Origin of the sequence: Planktothrix mougeotii LEGE 06226, assembly GCF_015207485.1 — a bacterium.
Taxonomy (GTDB): domain Bacteria; phylum Cyanobacteriota; class Cyanobacteriia; order Cyanobacteriales; family Microcoleaceae; genus Planktothrix.
In genome coordinates this window covers 16,414-35,694 of record NZ_JADEWU010000061.1, presented here as the reverse complement: position 1 = coordinate 35,694, position 19,281 = coordinate 16,414, and the positions used below count along the sequence as shown (strand labels likewise).

The following is a 19,281-nucleotide window of genomic DNA, read 5'->3' as shown; positions in this document are numbered from 1 at the left end:
GGCATTAGTATAGACTTGGACAATTATATTCTTAGAAATATCGTAGCCCATGAGCAGGATGTCAGTGTAGCCGTCTTTGTCGAAGTCGGCGGTGGCTACGGAACTCTTAAAAACACCGGTGAGAGAAACGTTGGTGTTTTCGCTAAAACCACCACTGCCGTTGTTGGTATAGATTTTGCTGATGGTGCTCATGGCATAGGGATTGACAAGATCAATAGAAGAATCATTACCCGTGAGCAGGATATCGATGTCCCCATCTTTATCGAAGTCGGCGGTGGCTACGGAACTAAAGTAAACGCCGGGGAGAGAAACGTTGGTGTTTTGGCTAAAACCCCCACTACCGTTGTTCGTATAGATTTGGCTCATGGGGCCATTATCCCCAATGCCCGTGATCAGGATGTCGGTGTCCCCATCTTTGTCGAAGTCGACTGTGGTGACGGAACCCGTCAAAAACATGGGGAGGGAGACGTTGGTGTTTTGGCTAAAACCCCCACTACCGTTGTTGGTATAGATTTGGCTGATGGCTGTAGAACCATCAAAGCCCGTGAGCAGGATGTCGGTGTCCCCATCATTGTCGAAGTCGGCTGTGGCTACGGAACTTGTGAAAACACCGGGGAGAGAAACGTTGGTGTTTTGGCTAAAACCCTCACTACCGTTGTTGGTATAGATTTGGCTGATGATGGCAGAAGCACCGAGACCCGTGAGCAGGATATCGACGTCCCCATCTTTGTCGAAGTCGGCTGTGGCTACGGAACTAAAGACAATACTGGGGAGGGAAACGTCGGTGTTTTCGCTAAAATCCCCACTGCCGTTGTTGCTATAGATTTGGCTAATGAAGTTAGGAGAGCTATCGTAGCCCGTGAGCAGAATGTCGGTGTCACCATCTGAGTCGAAGTCGGCGGTGACGACAGAACCCCGATTAACACTGGGGGGGAAAAAGGAAGCGTTGGTGTTGAAGCTAAAATCGCCACTGCCGTTGTTAATATAGATGGGGCTGACGGCGTAACCTTCAATACTCAAACCTGTGAGCAGGATATCGGTGTTGTCATCTTTGTCGAAGTCGGCGGTGGCGACACCACCATAGATAAAAGCGATGAGGGAGACGTTGGTGTTTTCGGTAAAATTAAAGCTGGAAGTCATTTTCTGAATCTCCTTTAATCTGGTAGTCGGTTGAGGGAAGAAGGGTTAACGGTTTCCCATCTGTCGAAATGCCGATTCTAAGTGGCTGACAAACCCGGATACGTTAAATAACGGGGTATCTCGTGCTTTTAACCGTTGACGCCACTGCTGCAACTTCTGGGGATGGGTGGCCCAGTCAATAGCTTTTTGTTCGTACTCCTCCGCACTGTTAGCAATCATTTCTGGAAGTCCACCACTGGCACAAATACTGGCCCCCATGCGGGAGGCGTTGGTTAAACCGGGTTTTGTCAGTACGGGTACACCCGCCCACAACGCTGCTACAGTGGTGGAACCGCCGCTATATATCCACGTATCTAAGGCTAAATCTGCCAGTTGCAAGCGGGCTAAATATTCGGGGTGGGGCTGTTTTTTGGCAAAAATTAGCCTTTCGGGTGCTACTCCCATTTCCTCAGCACGGCGACGGAGGTTTTGCATTGTCTCTTCTACTGCCAAAGATAACCACAAAACACTGCCTTCAACTTGCTGTAAAATTCGCATCCAAACGGCAAATAAATCCGGTGTAATTTTAAAGTGTCGGTTGTAGCAAACAAAGACAAAACCATCTTCTGGCAACCCGAATTCAGCCCGACTAAATTGTTTGTTTGAAATCTCCATCGGTGAACAGATAAACTGATGGGGTAAATAGATGATTGACTCGCTGTAATCTGATGCTAAATTCGGTGGTAAAACCCATTCATCCGTTATCAAGTAAGGGATGAAATTCGCACCCATTGTATTAGGATATCCCAGAAAACTTGCCTGTATTGGTGCAGGTTTGTAGGCAAATATTTGCGGTTTACTGTAACCCGTATACCCAGCTAAATCGATTAAAATATCAATGCCATCAGCGTTAATTTGCACCGCAGCATCGACAGCAGAAAGTTGGGAAATATCTCGAAATTGCTCACAGCCATTTTTAATCATTTCTGTGACTTCATCGTTGATATTTAATAGGTTGTAGCCAAAGATTTCAAACTCGTCTCGGTTGTGAGTTTCAAAAATTTGATAAATTAAGCGTCCGACGGCGTGATTGTAGAAATCTGGGGAAACATATCCCACCCGCAGTTTATCGGTTTTTTGGGAATAGATGAATTGAGGTTTTTTCTCCGCTATTGATTTCTCAATTCCTAGGGCGTGTTTCTGGGCAACGGCTAGGGATAATTCTGGGGGAATAGAAAGGGCGTTTAACTGAAAGGGAGCTAGGGTAAAACCTTGATTGTCTTCCTCTATATATTGGGTTGTGGAATCAATGATCTCCTGCACAAAATTATCATAGTTTTCCCACTCGCAGAGATTGAGTTTCACAAACCCGATATGGGGATATAAATATTCAGCATTAGGGTTGAGGCTTTGGACTCGTTGATATGCAAGTTTAGCGAGGGTAAATTGGCTCTGAAATTCCCAAATTTGCCCTAATTGAAAATAGGCATCTGCGTAGTCCCGTTGATGTTTAGCTGCGGTTTGAAATAGCTGAATTGCTTCGTCTAATTTTGCTTGTTGTTTATACAATAAACCTAAATTATATAAAGCTGGGACAAGTTCAGGTTTTAATTCCAAGGCGCGTTTTAATAAGTCTTCGGCTTGATTTAACTCCTCTTGAATTAGGTAAATTGACCCCAGATTGGTTAAGGTTAACGCTGAATTTGGGTTAATTTTTAGAGCGTTTTGATAACAGGTTATGGCTTCAGCTAAACGATTTTGTTGTTGCAATAAGGTTCCTAAATTATTGAGAGGTGGAATATAGGTTGGGTCGGCTGCTATAGCCTTTTGAAAACAAGCGATCGCTTCTTCAATTTTTCCTTGTTTTTTCAAATCTTGCCCCTGTTCAAATTCAGCTTTTGCTACTTTTAATTTTGGGCTTTCTAACGTCCTTAAGTGTTGTTCTAGGATGTCATCTAATTCTGAAATTGTCGTCTCATCTTCTCGAAAAATCTTCCCGACATATTCAGTATTTTGACGAGGAAGTGGAAAAGGTTTACCACCATAAAATTCGTCATGAACCAAACTTTGATATTGAGCTAAAGGATAAATTACATCGTTCAAAAAGTGTTGATCAATGCCTTTAGCCAAAGATTGAGCGTGAGTTTTAACATAATTATTGATAGCAGTTTTGATCTCAAAATTACCTTTAAATCCCCACATTCCCCCCATAATTTTGCTGCGATGCAAGGGATGATCTCGCATAATATGAAAGGGAAAAGGACTGGCTAACCATTCATCAACGGCGGCTTTTTCTCGTTGATTCAACCGCGAGTCCGTATCCCGAATAATCGTAATTTCGACATCAGGATCATTCACGGCTAGAAACCGCCAAAATGATCCGGTACAATTTTGAGAGGGGGTCTGCATTGGGATGATTTCTACATGATTCCAAGTCCCTAAACGTTCTAACGTTTCTTTAGGAACCGTTTCATCAACATAAAACCGACAAATCCAACCCGGATAAATTTTAAGCGCTAATTCCGCATTTTTAATCGCACCGATATTGTAGATAGGATCATTGCCCCAAAGACTAAAAGAGATGACTTTTTTCTGGGTTTTTGTGGGGCTACCAATAGTCACTAATTTAGCAATATTCCCAGTTTTAAAACCCAAGGACATCGGACATTGAACTTGGGGAAAAATAGCCACATCATAAAGTTCTGTGGCTTCGGTATCCATATCTAGCCACTCGACAATATTTCCGGTTTTTATGTCAATAATTAGGATGCCACAACGGGCTTCGGCTTGTTTTTGTTGCAGCTTTTCTCCCAGTAATAAACCGGAAAAATGATAATCTCTGGGTTTAGATAAACCCACAACCGCAAAATCACCGACAAAGGCTAACCCCCGTCCATAACCGGGACAAAAGGTAACTGCAACAAATTCCCCGTTTTCGATATAACCAAAATCTCCTGTTCCTGAGTTGAGTAACCACAATTTCCCTTGATACCATCGGGGAGAGTGGGGCATCGATAAACCCCTAGCGATGATATCGTTGGTTTGAATATCAATCACCACTCCGCCATCACCCCTTCGATGTCGCCAACCGGAGGCTACATCGGAACTACTCACAGCAGTTACATAGCGGGGAATGCCGTTAACGGCGGCTAACCCGTTAAGGTGACAGCGATCTTCCGGGGCGAGTTTACTGATAAAATTCGGTTGCCATACAGGAGCAAAGCTGTGTTGGGGATGAAGCGTCGCTAAACAGCTATATTCGGTATTGGCAAAGATGATGTTACCTTGAGGATCAACTACAAGATCATGTACGTCTAAATCTCTGGTAGTGTAGGCAAAGCGAGGAACATAAGTGCGATCATATTTCTTTTTTAAAAGCCCTCATTTTCTAGGATATTTTCAAACTGCCAAATTTGATAGCGGGTAGCAAGGTAAAAGCGTTCTGATGTTGTATACAGTCCCATGGGTCGCTCAAATTCCCAAACCGGGGTGAAAATTTGGCCGTTGGGTTGGACTCCAATCAAACCAAGGCGGTTTGTTTGGTAGGTAGTCAGGGCGAGGCTAACTTGCTGTTGGTGCAGCCATTCCAGAAAGTGCCGCGAGTAAGGAACAGTTAGGGTTTTAGGATTGTTCATGGGTTATTACTTGAGCCAAGTCCAAAAAGTTGAATTAGCTCAGATGTTAAGTGCTTATGTAAAATCAATGACCGAGTTGAGAAAAAAACCGGGAACCTGGAATCACAAAATGTGCAGATAATTATGTTTGGGCAATTATTAAGTCCCTAAATAGGCCATTGGGAAATCCTGAAACTCCTGTAATACAAGTGGCCTTGCTTGAAGCGGATACGGAGTTTAAAATGTTCCTAACCTGCCGCCCCTTTAAATTGTATAGTTAGGTACCTGAATCCTTTCTATAGCTTAGATCGGGTTAAAAAACTAGATGCGTGACTAGGAAGCGATTGGATTTGCTGACGTCGTAGGCAATCGCCGATTTTTTTTCTAATGAAGTTGATCCAGATTAAGATTGGGTATCCTTAAATTAATATCAACTGTGTTTTGGGGACTGGCAATGCGTCAACTTTGGTTTCTGATCTCCATCGGTATTTTCACAGTTGGGCTGGGAGGATGCGGTTCACCACCTGAAGAAACAGCCTCTACACCCAGTCCAACAACTTCTCCTGCGGCTTCCCCTGAAGCGGCTGCTTCACCCCAACCCAATGCAACACCCACTCCGGGCCAAATTGCTCCGTTTAAAGATCCCTTAGTCAAAGAACAATCCAACGTCGCTGCGGGTGCGGGTTTAATTCAATCGACTAATCCTGAAGAACGGTTAAATCTTCTGGGTAAACGTCAAACAGGAACCCCCGTAGCACCCGCCACAACAACGGCTCCTAATGCTGCGGTAGATGATCCCTTTGGAGTTTTGCCTCCTGTAATCGTAACCCAAACTCTCGATCCTGGAGAAACACCAGAAGCACCCGAACAAAGCACTCGTACTGTGCCAGATTTACCTAAATTACCCGTTGCTGAACCTCCGCTTCGCTGGAGGACTGCCAGTGTGAGCATTCCGGCGCCACAAACCCGTACCTCTCCCAATACCGGATTTAGCCCATCTCAAATGGCTCCCAATAGAGGGTCTAACCCGCCAACTCAGAGAACAACATCGGGCAATGGAGCGGCTCGTAATCCCTCTCAATCCTTATCTCCTAACGCCAGGGGAACAACACCCACTCAGAGAACAACATCGGGCAATGGAGCGGCTCGTAATCCCTCTCAATCCTTATCTCCTAACGCCAGGGGAACAACACCAACCCCTCGAACCGTTGCACCTCGGAGAACCGTTCCCACGTTACCAACTTTACCCATTGCCCAAGTTCCTGATTTACCAGCCCTTCCCAATACAGCGGCCCCCCCGTCTTGGCGTGATCCGAATCCACCTCCACCTCCACCCCCAAAACCTGTTGCTGTTCAACCCTTTGTGCCTCCGCCTCCATCTACAGACTTAGCACAGGCGATGGAAGTCACCGGGGTATTACAAGTGGGAAATCAAACGAAAGTGATTCTCAAAGCTCCCGCAGAACCTACCAGTCGTTATGTAACCGTTGGACAGCGTGTGTCTAATGGTCAAGTTCTCGTCAAACGAGTTAAGTTTGATACCGGAGGCGAACCCATTGTTATTTTTGAGCAAAATGGTGTTGAGATCGCTAAAGCTGTAGGGGCTACCAATCCACCGGCGGATCAAAAAATTAATAATATTAGTCTGCGATCCTCCCGTCCCATGAGTTAGTCCAGCTAAACAGGACTTTAATTCCGGGGTGTGATCTTCAATCATTTGTAGAATTTTTTCATGGTAGGAGTAACCATGTTGTGTTCGATGCGAAAACTGGGTTCTTTAACACTAATTTTATCGACTTTAGCGATGGCAATTGAGATTGCTAATCCACTGGCTGCAATGGCACAGCAAACTGAAGGTAAGCGTCCTCCCGTTTGTGAAGGACAATTACCGACCGGACGAGTCAAGTGTAATTATGAGGGAGGAGATAACTATCAGGGAGATTTTGTCAACGGTAAACCGGAAGGACGTGGGATTTATGTTTATGCCAACCGCGATCGCTATGAAGGTCAATTCCGCAATGGTTTACCCAATGGACAAGGGGTGTTTATTTTTGCTGATGATGCTCGTGTGATTGGGGTATTTAAAGATGGCAATATCAGTCAGGGAACGGTAGTTTTTGCCAATGGCGATCGCTATATTGGCTCGTTTAAACTGGTGCGAGAAATTGGCAGTGGTACCGTCAGTAGTCAACCTAATGGTCGAGGCCAATTTATTTATGCCAATGGCGATCGCTATGAAGGGGAATTCTTCGCCGGATCGCCCTTTGGTCAAGGGGTGTTTACCCGAATTAATGGGACTCGCTGTCAAGGACAGTTTTTTAATCAAGAACTCGATGGCAAAGGAAACTGCACCTTTGCCAATGGCACTCGCTACGAAGGAGAATTTCGAGGGGGAGTTCCTCATGGTCAAGGGACGATTATTGATGCCAAAGGCAAGCGTTTTCCAGGGTCTTTTCGGGATGGCAAAAAGGTTTGACACTCCCTGCGCTCAAGGGACAGGGATTCTAACTTCAACCTAGATAAATGTTAAGTTTTGTAACTCAACCCTAAAAAAACTTGACATTTTTATTGCTATGTAATATATGCCTCGGTGATTGTTAAATTCAGTTAGCAATAAAACTTAAAGACTGAAATGAACCCAGACAACCGATCCAGTAGTACCCTGAACATTAAACGTCTTTATCCGTTCTTTTCATTAAAAAGGGGAAGATAAACCAATGGTTCAACGTGGTTCTAAAGTTCGTATCTTACGCAAAGAGTCTTACTGGTATCAAGAAGTGGGTACAGTGGCTTCTGTAGACTCCAGTGGTATCAAATACCCGGTTATCGTTCGCTTTGACAAAGTGAACTATGCAAGCGTCAATACCAACAACTTTGCTTTATCGGAAGTGGTGGAAGTTGCAGGCCCGAGCAAAGGTTCTGGCCAAAAAGTGAAAACTGGCTCTCAAACCCCAGTAGAAGCAAAAGATCGCAAAGTCCCTGGTGGTAGTGCAACTCGTGTCGGTGATCCGAACCAAGGAACCGAAGGAAATTAGTCGGTGCCGGAACTACCGGAAGTTGAAACCGTTCGCCAAGGTCTCAATCAAGTGACCTTGAACCAAGCCGTTATGGGGGGTGAGGTGTTGTTAAATCGCACCCTCGCCTACCCTTTTTCTGTGGATGAATTTTTGCAGAATTTAACCGGAATTGCGATCGCTCAATGGCATCGCCGAGGCAAATATTTATTAGCAGAATTAGTTAAATTAGACTTAGAAAAAAACCCTGGAGGCTGGTTAGGGGTTCATCTACGGATGACCGGACAATTGTTATGGGTTGATCAAGAAGATCCCTTACAAAAACACACTCGTATTCGCTTATTTTTTGCTAAAAATCGAGAGTTAAGATTTGTGGATCAGCGCACCTTTGGTCAAATGTGGTGGGTTCCTCCTGATCAAAAAATTTCTAATATTATTACCGGATTAAATAATTTAGGCCCCGAACCTTTCGCAGCAGAATTTTCCGTTGACTATTTACAAGACCAATTTAAAAAGCGTCAACGGCCTATAAAATCGGCTCTTTTAGATCAAAAATTAGTGGCGGGAGTGGGAAATATTTATGCAGATGAAGCGTTATTTTTAAGTGGTATTAGCCCCACAACTCCTTGCACCTCCTTAACTCGCCTACAACTCGAAGCGTTACGAAGCCATATTATTCAAGTCTTAGAGAAAAGTATTCAAGCCGGGGGGACAACCATTCGCAACTTTCTTAATGTTCAAGGGATAAATGGCAACTATGGGGGTGCTGCTTGGGTTTACAATCGGACTGGAGAGCCTTGTCGCATCTGTGAAACCCCCATTGAACGCTTAAAGCTGGCGGGACGGTCTGCTCATTTCTGTCCTCAATGTCAAGGGGAAGGGAATAGGGAATGGGGAATTACGAATTACGAATTACGAATGGGGAATAGGGAAATCAGGTAGAAAATCAAGCCAATAAACGCTTAAAATTTGAAAAAAGATTCTATTAGAGTTGAAGTTAACGAGCTATGGCGATTAAAAAAGGTGACTTTGTTCATGCCGTTCGGGAAAAGTTAGAAAACAGCTTAGAGGCAAAAGCCAGTGATACTCGGTTTTCTCCTTATCTTTTTGAAACCAAAGGGGAAATCATGGAACTGCGAGGAGACTATGCTTTAGTTAAATTTGGGCAAGTTCCTACCCCCAATATTTGGTTAAGACTTGACCAATTGGAAGCCGCCCAATAGTTAACTTATAGCGGTTCTCAGAATTGCGGTGGACTTCAGATACAAGCCCCCACTGTAGTGGTACTCCGCTCAGTGGCGGGTAGTTGACATTCTAGTATTTCAAATTGTGAGAATCTGATTATGCTATCTACTCCGTTTTTTCCTGCCTCTTGTCATTCCACACGGGTTTCAATTATTGGTGCTGGGAAAGTAGGCAGTACCCTTGCCCAACGGATTGTCGAACAAAATATTGCTAATGTTGTTTTATTAGATGTTTTAGAAGGAGTTCCCCAAGGAATTGCATTAGATTTAATGCAAGCGGGAGCCGTTGAACGTCATGACCGACACGTGACAGGTACGAATAATTATGAAGATACGGCGGGTTCAGATATTGTGGTGATTACGGCTGGAAAACCTCGCATTCCTGGGATGAGTCGAGATGATTTAATTAATATTAATGCCAAAATTGTAGCGGAGGCTGCGAAAAAGTCTATTCAATATTCCCCCGATGCGGTGTTAATTATTGTCACAAATCCTCTTGATATTATGACGTATATTGCGTGGAAAGTGACCCAGGTTGAACCTCATCGCGTTATGGGAATGGCAGGGGTTTTAGATTCTGCCCGCTTTGAAGCTTTTTTAGGAATAGAGTTAGGAATGTCTGTGTCAAATATTGATGCAACAGTATTAGGAAGTCATGGCGATTTAATGGTTCCTTTACCCCGTTACACAACGGTTAATGGGATTCCGATTACAGAGTTAATTGAGCAAAAAACAATTGATAAAATTGTTGAACGTACCCGTCAAGGAGGGGGAGAAATTGTTGAATTATTAAAAACGGGAGGAGCTTATTTTGCACCCGCATCTTCGGTGAGAATTATGGTTGAATCAATTTTACGTCAACAATCAAGACTATTACCCACTTGTTGTTATTTACAAGGACAATACGGTTTAAATGATATTTTCCTAGGGGTTCCAGCTTGGTTAGGATGTCGAGGAGTTGAACGAGTTTTAGAACTCGATTTAACAGAATCCGAACATCAAGCGTTAATGAAATGTGCCGAATCTGTTCGAGAAGGAATTAATCAAGCATTGGAAATATTGAACGTTGACCGCTAACAGTTGCCCATTTCCTGATAACTGATAACTGATAACTGATAACTGATTACTGATTACTGATTACTGTTTTTGGGTATAAGTTGCCATCGGTTCTTTAATCCAGCGAATATAAAAATGTCGGAAAGTGGATTTTAAGACACGAGGTAAACCAAAATCGATGGGAACTAAAGCGTCGGGTAATTTCCAGTCGGAAACTTGTAATTCTTTGGGAGTTAATAAGGGATAATTAATGTCTGTTAATTCAGAACATAATCCCAATCGTTGAGAAGCGGCAACAGTGGGAACCAAACTCGGATCAACCTGGATCAGATCAACAATTGTTCTATCGAGGGAAAAAACGTGATCAGAAGCGGCTAAAATCCCTAATTCACGAGGTTCGCCTCCACTAGGGCCATTACCTTCATGACCGATAATAGCATCTAAAATCGTTAAATTAGGGTTAATGGCTCTAGCGGTTTCTACTAACATTTCCCCAAACCGATTAACATCTTTTCCGGCTTCTAAATGCCACCAAGCTTTCATTTTTCCGGGGACACAACCAAAGAGGTTTTTAACTCCCATTGTTAGGGTAAGTTGAACGTGGGATTTTAGTTTGGGTAAATTAATCACCACATCCGCTTCCATCGCTTCTTTACTTAAGCGTAAATGATCAAACCCTTCACTAACAGTTTGATAACGTTTCCCCTGAAATTCTACAATCGGCAAATTTAACGATTCAATCAAGGGTAAATAACCATTCTTCAGGGCGACTCCCAAAGCACTCCCAAAGGCGGGACTATCCCCTAAAAAGGGTTTTCCTCCCGCCTCAATCACCAGTTTAGCAACGGCAGCCACCAATTCCGGTCGAGTAACGCATTCTTTTGTAGGACGACTTCCCGTTAATAAATTGGGTTTGAGAAGAACGCGATCGCCCGATTTTACAAAGGCTGTTATGTCGCCCCAGGGTTCCAGTAATGTTTTCAAGGACGTTTCTAGGGCTTGAAGGTGATAAGAATTAGCCCGAATTAAAGACACAGTTGGCATAAATCTGGAATCCTATAGGATGATTTAATCTATGAAGTAAGATGGCACAAGTTGAGTTATTCAGTAACTTTGAAACGACCGACTGCACCCCGATGCAGGGCGGTTACCCGTTGAGAATTCAGGAAAATTCCCTCTCCTTCTAGTTCCATAACTGGGGGTTTCAACTCGACTTTTTCCACTTTTGCCATATTAATCATGACCGTTTGATCAACCAGATGAAAGGTCAGCCAAGCTTGATTTAAGAGTTGGGAAAGTAGGGGGGCTAATTCCGCCGAGGGAATGGGAATGCTAAAGGTTTCGTCATGGCCGTTGTCATAATAAAAGGTGATTTGCGTTGCTGTGGTCGCATTGTATTCTGCAAAAGACCCTTTGGGCATAGGTCAACTTCTCCTAAATGGGGCAATTTCACCAAGGAATTGAACGTTCCCACCTTATCTTAGATCGATATAGAATAATATTAATCTTAGTTGTTCACTTTTTTGATTGCGAGAATGTCTAAATCTCCTCATCCTGGTAATATCTTTCTGGAGAATGTCCCTTGGCAGGATTTAGAAACGATTATTTTTAAACGGCAAAAAAATGGAGAGACTTTACTCACCTATGATAATGGGCGTTTGGAACTGATTACTCCCTCGCCTCTCCATCAAGAGTATCGTGAAATTTTAGAAGAATTTATTATTGCTTTATTGGATTTATACAATATTAATTATCGGGGTTTAGGGTTCGCCCTTTGGCAAAGACCCGATTTAAAAATTAGTTTAGAAGTGGATAGTTGTTTTTATATTCAAAATTTACCTAGGATTGAAAAACTATTGACGATTAGTTTACCTGAAAATCCTCCCCCGGATTTAGTTTTGGAAATTGATTTAACTTATAAATCTCTTTCCAGACGTTCTCTCTATGCCCGTTTAGGGATTCCTGAAGTTTGGCGCTGTGATGAAAATAAATTGAAAATTTATCAGTTAAACGAGGGAGAATATCAACAAATTTCTCACAGTTTCGTATTTCCTGAAATAGCCCTAGAAGGTTTACCGCAAATTATTAAAAATAATATCAAATCCGGGCGGGTTGCCGTGCGTCGGGAGTTTCAGAAATGGTTAATGACGGTTTAGGAAATCAGCAATGACATTACTATTATTAGGAGAATTTGAAAATCCTGAAGTTTGGATTTCTGCACTCCAAACTTATCAACCGCAGTTAAAGATTGAGGTTTATCCTGATGTTGAAAATTTAGCAGAGATTGATGCAATTTTAGCGTGGATGCACCCATTGGGAGTAATTGAAAAATTCCCTAATTTAAACGTTATTATCTCAACAGGTGCAGGTGTTGATCATATTTTACGAGATCCGAATTTACCCCCTGATATTCCAATTGTGCGGTTAGTCGATGAGTCTTTAACTTCGCAAATGTCGGAATATATTTTATTAGCGGTTTTGCAGTATCATCGTCAATTGATAGCTTATAAAACTCAACAAAGTCAAGGGGTATGGCAAGGATTATCTCCTAGAAATACAGCTAATTGTACCGTTGGAATTTTAGGGTTAGGAGTTTTGGGTTTAGATATTGCTCAAAAACTCAAGATGATGGGATTTTCGGTGAGAGGTTGGAGTCGAACCCCTAAAGTTTTAGACAATATTAATTGTTTTTTAGGTGAGGAAGAATTTAAGTTATTTTTAAGTGAATGTGAGATATTAGTGTGTTTGTTACCTTTAACCCCAAAAACCGAAGGAATTTTAAATCAAAATACCTTTTCAGCTTTACCTCAAGGCGCCTATTTAATTAATGTAGCACGGGGGAAACATTTAGTTGAAGAAGATTTATTAAATGCTTTAAAATCCGGTCAACTTTCCGGTGCTTGTTTGGATGTTTTTCAAATTGAACCCTTACCGAAAAATCATCCGTTTTGGGCCCATCCCCAAATTATTATAACTCCTCATATTGCGGCTAAAACTATTCCGGCTTGTGTAGCACCTCAAATTATTGAGGCGATTAACAAAAGTCAAGGGGGATTATTATTAAAGAATACCGTTGATGTATCCAGAGGATATTAATTGACTAGATACAATGATTTTAAACAATTCCGGCTTGTTGAAAAACTTGCAGAGGCGTGAGTTGCAATCCTTCTAATAAATTATCTGTTAAAATTGCCTCATCTCGTTTTGTTTGAGGTGGTGCATCGGGATAAAAAATAGTAATGGTTTTAGCTTTCGGGTCAATAACCCAAACCCTCAATACTCCAGCATTGAGATAATCAATCGCTTTTTCACTCATTTGGCCAAAGGTTTGATCCGGTGATATAATTTCTATTACTAATTCAGGGGGAACAGGACAAGCCTCATCAATAAATCGGTCTAAAGGTAGACGACTATAGGAAATATAAAGTAAATCAGGAATTGGAACCCAATCTCGATTATTTTTTTTGAGAATAACCGCCCATTCTATGCCAATTTCTCCTTGATTTTGACACCATTGAGTTAAGAGGGTACATAAAGTTCCTCTAATTCGAGAATGAAAACGTTTGGGTGGTATTTTGGGAATTGCTTCTCCATTAATCAATTCATAATTTAAGTCGGTTTCAGGAAGGGTGAGAAATTCATCGAGAGTAAGTTGAGTTTTGATTGTTACCATCAGTTGATTGCTCAAATGGGTTTATGGTTTAATAATATCGTTTGTAAGCTCTTAGAGATTTGGGAGTCCAAGCAATTTTTCTCAAGTCTCTAACTCCCGAAGAAAATCATCTACAGAACCCACTGTAATCAAGCCTTCTGCCACTTCCTGTCGAACTTCTTGAATTTCTTGGAGTAGTTGTTCTCGACGGTTTCTCTGTAGGCGCTTAACTAAGATTTCAACGATGAAGTTTTGTTCCTCAATTGAGAGTGCTTCTACTTTATCTAATGCTTGTTGAAGCCTTGAGGTTTGTAATCCTTCGGACATAACTAATCATATAAAAATTGCTAGTTTAATTATAACATTTTGAGGAAGATATAGCAAGTCTAAATGGATTGTACACTCATAATAATCAAGATTATTTTCCTAAAAAATACCACATAAACTCCCATAAAAATGCCAATTTCCTTGTTCCAATGCTCTGCATTACAATGCTAACTTTGAGGCTCTACCTCAAATTAACAGGTTGCCACACTCTAATTTTACGGTCTTTTCCCCCGCTAATTAGCTTTTGACCATCAGGGGTAAATACAACTGCGGTAACAGCATCAGTATGGGCTTCTAGTAAATATTTTTCTTTGGATTGTTGATCTTTTACATCCCAAAGTCCAATTTTATGATCATTAGAACCACTCGCTAATAAACAACTATCAGGACTAAATGCTAATGTATTAATCGCTTCAGAATGCTGCCAATTGACTGAATACTCTTCCCAATTTTTAGTATCCCAAAGTTTAATTTTTCCCTGATCAGTCCCACTCGCTAACATTTTACCATCAGGACTAAAGGCTAATGCGTTAATCGCTTGTTGTGGAATCCGTCGCGTCATAATTTCTTTTTTGCTCAGGGTTCTTAAATTCCAGAATATTATATAACCATCAACATCGCCACTGGCTAAAATAAAGTTATGATTATCAACCGCTAAAGCAGAAATTTGCTTGGAATGACTCGAAAATTCTACGATTTCTAAATTTTCTTCTTGAGTATCCCAAAGCTTGATGTTACCATTAATAGTGCTGCTAATTGCAAATTTACCATCAGGGGTTAACGCCACTGCTTTAACTCGAATTGAAGCTTTTTCTGTTCTCCCAAAACGATTGAAAAATGAGTCTTTTAAATCAAAGATTCCTCCATACTCTGCTAAAGTTTTAGGTTTTTTTTCTTCTGGACTTTTTTCTTCTAGGTTTTTAATATCCCAGAGTTGAATCAGATTTACTTCTAACCCTCCAACCATAGCACTAACAATAAATTCTTCTGTTGGACTCAGAGCGATGGGTGTAGGAAATTTAAAGCCAGGTGTCATTTTTGAACCCGAAAATCGCTTAATTTTCCCTTTATTTAACAAATCATAAACAATAATTTCTTGATCACAACCTACTGCTATACGATTTCCATCCGAAAAGCTAACAATAGAACAAATTTCACTATCACACTCTAGCATTTGTTCTACTTGCCATTTTTTGCTAACCGTTGATTTTTGGCGAGTTCCCTGAGATGAAGGTTCAGATTGTTCAATATAACGATTAAGCGTAATATATTGCAAGCTCCCTTCCTTTTGTTCAAGGTTAGTTAACTTAAAAACTTCAGAAGGTTTAGCAGGAACGGGATTAATAATTTCCCAAAATTTACGATAACATTCCATCAGAGGTTCATGAATCTCCTCTAACGTTGTTTGACTTAACCTAAAATTAGGTTGAAATTCTTTAATAACAATCCCTTCAATTAAACGAATTTTTCGACCAAAACCATCGGTTAAAACCCCAGTTTTAGGCAAACCTGTATTATCACCTGTTGCTAAAATAACTCGGAAAATCAAGGTTAATTTTCCAACGGAAGGATGATCAATTTCTTGATAATAAGCAGTTTCAGGCTTTGAAACCTCTCCTATTGCCACTTTTGCCAAAATAATAGAAACATCCGCATTACAGATAAAATCAGGAGCAACAATTGTTCTGTAATCCAGGTATTGATTACGACTGACTAAAAATGACCAAGCTGGTGTATAATTCATGGTAATTCAATTTTAGATTCAGGGAAATTTTTATAAAGTTCAGTTTGCAGAAGTAAAAAACAATCTAAGGCATAAGTTAAAGCGGTTTGTTCATCTGTAACTTGTGCCAATGTTTGTTCACGTTCTTGACGTAGTTCTTCAGATCTTCTTTGAGCGAGTTCTTGTTTTTGGTTGGCAGATGATTGAGCTAATTTTGCTGCCAAATTAATCATTTTCTGCAAAGACTCTGTAGGAAAAAAATTATATTTTTTAGGTAAAAAGGTTTCAACAACATCTGGTACAAGTCCGGCAACAAATTTTAGACCTTCACCAACAATTTGACCAACTTGTTCAAAAAAATTGGGGTTATAATTTACGTTTATATCAATTTCTTCCATCTCCTTTTTTTGTCGTTCTAGCCTATAATATTCAGCTTGAATTAAATCAGGTAAAACACAAGCTAAAGGTAATTCAACTTGAAACGGTTTAGGTAAAACGCCTGGCGTTTTTAACATACTTCCGTCAGGTTGCAGTGTGGCAAAACCTTTACCCACAGCACTAACCGGAATTAAATGAATGGGAACTTCTGCTTTTTGACAAGTCTGTACTAAGTTTTTAAACTCATCGATACTTAATAAAAGATCTAAAACTTCCTGAAGCGAATATTTATCCTCAACAATATCCCATTTACTAATAACAAACTGAATCGGTTTTCCAAATTTTTGCATAAGACTCAGCATTTTAGGGAGTTCATTAATTGCCCAAATATTACCCAATGTTCCATGCTGCATTAACGAAATAATACGCTGACCATCTAACAATCCCAGCATGATATCTGCATTTTGTAGCCTGTCGTAAAATTCCTGGTTTTCTTTTTCCGTATAATCTGTTATTCTACCTCCTGCATAATCAATGTAAGTAAATCTGCAAGCTGAATAAATGGGTAAATTTTTTGTTTGGACTCGACAAGTAAAAGTCCATTCAGGTATTTCATTCGGGAAAGTTGGTTTTGGCCAGTCTTCACCAAAGACAATTTCTGAGTAAAGATCATGTAAGCGATTTCCCGTTTCTCCATTATCTACTTCCAGAAAAAAACCCGCATCTCCCTGTGTTGATAACTTTTTATATAAACTAGCCAGGAAAACGGTTTTTCCTGAAGCAGTAGGCCCTAACATAATAATTGAATAAGTATTCATGCGACTCCGTGAAGTAAATCCTCAAGGTTGCTGTTGCGTCCCTTGATTTAGCATTTGTCGGATATAATACCATAAAATCCAGCTAAAAAAATCATCATCTGATTATTCTAAATTACAGAATTTAACGATAATAGTTGCTAATTTTTGGGCTGCTCCGGGTTTCCCTCTCACTTGTCGTAAACGCTGGCCCATGGCTTCTAATTGTTCAGGATGGTCTAAATAATTTAAGACTAAATTAGCGATATCTTCGGGTTGGAGTTCTCCGACTAATTCGGGTACAATTTCCTGTTTTGCCCAAATATTCGGCCATGCAAATAGTTTACCTTGTTTTAACACGAATTGATTAATAACTTTAGCAAAAATAGATCCTAAACCGGGTAAATTCGCTAATATTCCGGGTATCCCATCCCAAGAACGCATTGCATCTAATTGTTGAGTGGGTAATAATACAATCATGGGAACAGCTAATGCTCCTAATTCGGCGGTATTGGCTCCCACTGTGGTTAAACAAATTTGACAGTTTGAGAGTAAATCATAAGCCGGAAAGGATGTATAAAGTTCTATTTTGATGCCGTTTTGAGTTTCTAAATAAGCTGGATCTCCTAAATGAAGTTGTGCTGAAATTCCGCCAAATTTTGCTATAATGGGGTTATATTCAGGATCGGCAAAACGAGCTAAGGTTTGTAAATCTAAGGTAGGTGCAACAGGAATAATAAATCGAGTTTTAGGTCGTTTTTGGTGTAAATATTCAACAATGGCTAAGGTTAAGGGGATACCTTGAGTCAATTTTGCTGCTTTAGAACCGGGTAATAATCCAATCATTATATCCGAAGAAATAGGAGAGGAAGAAGCCGATAAAGCTACATCCGCCATTAAATCTCCGATGACTTCTAATTTACTTTTATAGGGTTGGGGAATAGTCTCTAAAATTTCAGATTTCATCACCCCAAAACGATTAATATAACGCCACCAACGCGCTTCCCATTCGGCATAAATAACGCTACGATAGCCTAAGCGTTTACTAATAACTACGGTAAAAAATTGATCTCCTCCTAAAAATAAAACCACACCTTTTTGATACCAGTCCCAATTTTCTGCGGTTTTTTGAAATAACAAAAATTGCCAAAAATATTCTGCGCCTTGAACTCGATCAATTTCTGGGTAAGAACGAGCAATATTAACTTCTTTTCCGGTTGCATTCGGACAGGGAGATAATATTAAAGAAATTCTGGCTTTAAACAGTTGATATTGTAGCTGTTCTCGTAAGGCTTGAACAACAGGACGTACCCAAGTTGTAATTTCACCAGGGCCATTAGAAAGGATTAAAATATCAATATTATTTTCCATATTTACGAATTACGAATTACGAATTACGAATTGGGAATTGGGAATAGAAAGAAAAGGCTTCACTATTATAAATCAAATATTTTGTAATTGATTCAAATTAATGATATCAACAACAGGAAAACGACGGTTTAATATTATATCATTATGTCTTTTAAGCAAGATAATTTGAGCTAAAAGTACCCAAAATAGTTGTGATAGATTACGAGATTTAACATGATTTTTAAGATCTGAAAGCTTGGCTTTGGCAATGATTTTATTTTCTATTTTATAAACCCAATTCATTCCTCGTTTAGAAATTTGAAAACAATAACCAGGGAGATAACTGCCTCGATTTGCCCAAAACGCATAACGTTCTCCTAATGTAAAATAGTGAAAAATGTTATTAATTCCAGTCGTTTTTGCTAATTCCGGTGAAATTCCTAATGAATTATAAGTCACCGTTGAGCGAATATAATCAGAATATTTAATCACAATTTGTTGAGCCACTTTTCCTCCTAAACTTTCTCCAATCATATCGGGTTTTTGTCCTTGTTGGGTATGGTGTTTTAACCAAGCGATCGCGCCTTTTTTCTCTGCGGATTTTAATTGTGCTTCCCAACTGGCAATAAACACATCGGGTGTATCTTCTATAACTCGATAAAACGGATACCATGACCCATAGCCACGAATCACTAAAACCGGAGGCTGATTAGCTTTTAAGGGAAGACGACCCTCAGCATAAAATCCGGTTTTTTTATCTTCAAACACTTGATCAATAATATAGTCTCCTAAAACCTTTTGTCCGATTTTATGGTTAATATAAATAGAAGGAGCATCGGGTTCAAATAATCCTTTAACTTGGGGTTTAGCAAATTGTTCATAGAGACGATCCAAACTATGCCGCCCCGTTTCTGAATCAATAAAACCCTCTTTAAGAATAGCAGAAGGGTTTGAATCTGGATTTTTAGAGAAAAAATTAAACCAATTTTTGAGAAGGAATTTCACCGCAC

At 40.4% G+C, this 19,281-nt stretch carries 19 protein-coding genes and 1 pseudogene; 8 read left to right on the top strand and 12 right to left on the bottom strand.

All coding sequences use genetic code 11. The annotated features are described in order from the left end of the window. From IQ236_RS20505 to IQ236_RS28090, 4 genes and pseudogenes are all read right to left on the bottom strand, one after another. On the bottom strand, positions 1–1,140 hold a 1,140-nt coding region (locus tag IQ236_RS20505; RefSeq protein WP_193870998.1), incomplete at its 3' end, for an FG-GAP repeat domain-containing protein. Between the two features lie 45 nt (positions 1,141–1,185). Beyond that, positions 1,186–3,321 (bottom strand): O-linked N-acetylglucosamine transferase, SPINDLY family protein, encoded by a 2,136-nt coding sequence (locus IQ236_RS28400; RefSeq protein ID WP_407676163.1) that lies wholly within the window; start codon positions 3,319–3,321, stop codon positions 1,186–1,188. Positions 3,322–3,795: 474 nt separating this feature from the next. Continuing rightward, positions 3,796–4,431 (bottom strand): annotated as a pseudogene (locus IQ236_RS28395) (TIGR03032 family protein); the annotation flags it as partial. A gap of 59 nt (positions 4,432–4,490) precedes the next feature. Continuing rightward, on the bottom strand, positions 4,491–4,754 hold the full coding sequence (locus IQ236_RS28090) for a DUF4915 domain-containing protein (RefSeq protein WP_265578698.1): 264 nt from the start codon (positions 4,752–4,754) through the stop codon (positions 4,491–4,493). A gap of 433 nt (positions 4,755–5,187) precedes the next feature. Here IQ236_RS28090 and IQ236_RS20485 point away from each other — a divergent pair, with 433 nt between their 5' ends. The 6 genes from IQ236_RS20485 (at position 5,188) to mdh (ending at position 10,068) form a co-directional block, all read left to right on the top strand. Beyond that, positions 5,188–6,405, top strand: a complete 1,218-nt coding sequence (locus tag IQ236_RS20485) for a hypothetical protein (RefSeq protein WP_193870997.1) — start codon at positions 5,188–5,190, stop codon at positions 6,403–6,405. 75 nt (positions 6,406–6,480) lie between these two features. Then, positions 6,481–7,209, top strand: a complete 729-nt coding sequence (locus tag IQ236_RS20480; protein WP_193871003.1) for an MORN repeat-containing protein — start codon at positions 6,481–6,483, stop codon at positions 7,207–7,209. Positions 7,210–7,450: 241 nt separating this feature from the next. After that, positions 7,451–7,768 (top strand): photosystem I reaction center subunit IV, encoded by a 318-nt coding sequence (locus IQ236_RS20475; RefSeq protein WP_193870996.1) that lies wholly within the window; start codon positions 7,451–7,453, stop codon positions 7,766–7,768. Positions 7,769–7,771: 3 nt separating this feature from the next. Beyond that, positions 7,772–8,689 (top strand): DNA-formamidopyrimidine glycosylase, encoded by a 918-nt coding sequence (locus IQ236_RS20470; protein ID WP_193870995.1) that lies wholly within the window; start codon positions 7,772–7,774, stop codon positions 8,687–8,689. Between the two features lie 65 nt (positions 8,690–8,754). Further along, entirely contained in the window at positions 8,755–8,970 is a 216-nt protein-coding gene (gene ndhO / locus IQ236_RS20465; protein ID WP_190521570.1) for an NAD(P)H-quinone oxidoreductase subunit O, read from the top strand. 120 nt (positions 8,971–9,090) lie between these two features. Continuing rightward, the gene (gene mdh / locus IQ236_RS20460; RefSeq protein ID WP_193870994.1) at positions 9,091–10,068 is read left to right on the top strand and encodes a malate dehydrogenase; all 978 of its coding nucleotides are present in this window, start codon (positions 9,091–9,093) and stop codon (positions 10,066–10,068) included. Positions 10,069–10,128: 60 nt separating this feature from the next. Here the strand turns inward: mdh and IQ236_RS20455 are convergent, their stop codons facing one another. After that, positions 10,129–11,091 carry a DUF362 domain-containing protein gene (locus IQ236_RS20455; protein WP_193870993.1) on the bottom strand — a complete coding sequence of 321 codons (963 nt, stop codon included), beginning with the start codon at positions 11,089–11,091 and terminating at the stop codon, positions 10,129–10,131. Between the two features lie 56 nt (positions 11,092–11,147). Then, positions 11,148–11,468 carry a hypothetical protein gene (locus IQ236_RS20450; RefSeq protein WP_072722768.1) on the bottom strand — a complete coding sequence of 107 codons (321 nt, stop codon included), beginning with the start codon at positions 11,466–11,468 and terminating at the stop codon, positions 11,148–11,150. 114 nt (positions 11,469–11,582) lie between these two features. Here IQ236_RS20450 and IQ236_RS20445 point away from each other — a divergent pair, with 114 nt between their 5' ends. Together IQ236_RS20445 and IQ236_RS20440 are read left to right on the top strand one after the other, a co-directional pair. Then, complete coding sequence (locus tag IQ236_RS20445) at positions 11,583–12,203, top strand: Uma2 family endonuclease (RefSeq protein ID WP_193870992.1); 621 nt, start codon at positions 11,583–11,585, stop codon at positions 12,201–12,203. Positions 12,204–12,213: 10 nt separating this feature from the next. Continuing rightward, positions 12,214–13,143, top strand: coding sequence for a 2-hydroxyacid dehydrogenase (locus tag IQ236_RS20440; protein WP_228041770.1), 930 nt, complete (start codon positions 12,214–12,216; stop codon positions 13,141–13,143). 19 nt (positions 13,144–13,162) lie between these two features. Here IQ236_RS20440 and IQ236_RS20435 read toward each other — a convergent pair whose 3' ends face one another. From IQ236_RS20435 to IQ236_RS20410, 6 genes are all read right to left on the bottom strand, one after another. Next, positions 13,163–13,720, bottom strand: coding sequence for a Uma2 family endonuclease (locus tag IQ236_RS20435; RefSeq protein ID WP_193870991.1), 558 nt, complete (start codon positions 13,718–13,720; stop codon positions 13,163–13,165). Positions 13,721–13,801: 81 nt separating this feature from the next. Beyond that, on the bottom strand, positions 13,802–14,026 hold the full coding sequence (locus tag IQ236_RS20430; protein WP_193870990.1) for a hypothetical protein: 225 nt from the start codon (positions 14,024–14,026) through the stop codon (positions 13,802–13,804). A 181-nt stretch (positions 14,027–14,207) separates the two neighbouring features. Continuing rightward, positions 14,208–15,770: a WD40 repeat domain-containing protein gene (locus tag IQ236_RS20425; RefSeq protein ID WP_193870989.1), complete on the bottom strand. Its 1,563-nt coding sequence runs from the start codon at positions 15,768–15,770 to the stop codon at positions 14,208–14,210. Then, a complete protein-coding gene (locus tag IQ236_RS20420; RefSeq protein ID WP_193870988.1) occupies positions 15,767–16,945 on the bottom strand; it encodes a P-loop NTPase family protein in 1,179 nt (392 codons plus the stop codon). The genes IQ236_RS20425 and IQ236_RS20420 overlap by 4 nt, the downstream gene beginning before the upstream one ends. Positions 16,946–17,047: 102 nt before the next feature. After that, positions 17,048–18,292, bottom strand: coding sequence for a glycosyltransferase family protein (locus IQ236_RS20415; protein ID WP_193870987.1), 1,245 nt, complete (start codon positions 18,290–18,292; stop codon positions 17,048–17,050). Between the two features lie 72 nt (positions 18,293–18,364). Next, a complete protein-coding gene (locus tag IQ236_RS20410) occupies positions 18,365–19,276 on the bottom strand; it encodes an alpha/beta hydrolase domain-containing protein (RefSeq protein ID WP_322744278.1) in 912 nt (303 codons plus the stop codon). Between the last annotated feature and the right edge of the window lie 5 nt (positions 19,277–19,281).